Source organism: Pseudomonas sp. LJDD11, from assembly GCF_024584215.1.
Taxonomy (GTDB): domain Bacteria; phylum Pseudomonadota; class Gammaproteobacteria; order Pseudomonadales; family Pseudomonadaceae; genus Aquipseudomonas.
On record NZ_JANJFL010000170.1, the window covers coordinates 1 to 503 of the forward strand.

Here is a 503-nt window from a genome sequence, read left to right on the forward strand (position 1 = left end):
CATTTGGTGAGCCGTTCAAAAGCGCCATTTCAGTTCCGTATAGCTTTCTCGACTCGTCGTCCCTTGAATTCCTGAATGAGTTCGAGGGAGAACTGATGCTGGTCATCGGAGAGTTTGATGGCCTTGAATCCACGGCCTTCGGCAAAGTGGCGGGTACATCGGCCGGAACAGTGACAATAGATCAGGGCACACCACACGAGCGCATTATCAATAGCCCGATTCCTTATGAAGTGATCGAGGCCATCGAGAAACACCTGCGCCCTCACGCTTTCAAAAAGCATGTGCTGCCCGGATGCGATCATGCTGTTTCGGCCTGGTTTCGTAGTAACCCGGAACATGCGCGGGAACTGGCGCAGGAGATTTCAGGTTTTCTGAATAACCGGTGCGTTCGACACCCGACCCACTAACCGGACAGCGGCAGCCAGAAAGCGGATTCCGGACTGCCGCAAGCACGGGCCTCAATGCACAGGGTCGATACGTGCAGCGAGACTCTGCCGATGGGT

Annotated in this window: 1 pseudogene; it reads left to right on the top strand. The window is 55.1% G+C overall.

The features are described 5' to 3' along the window. Positions 1–407, top strand: a pseudogene (locus tag NRB16_RS29400) (hypothetical protein); the annotation flags it as partial. Positions 408–503 lie beyond the last annotated feature (96 nt).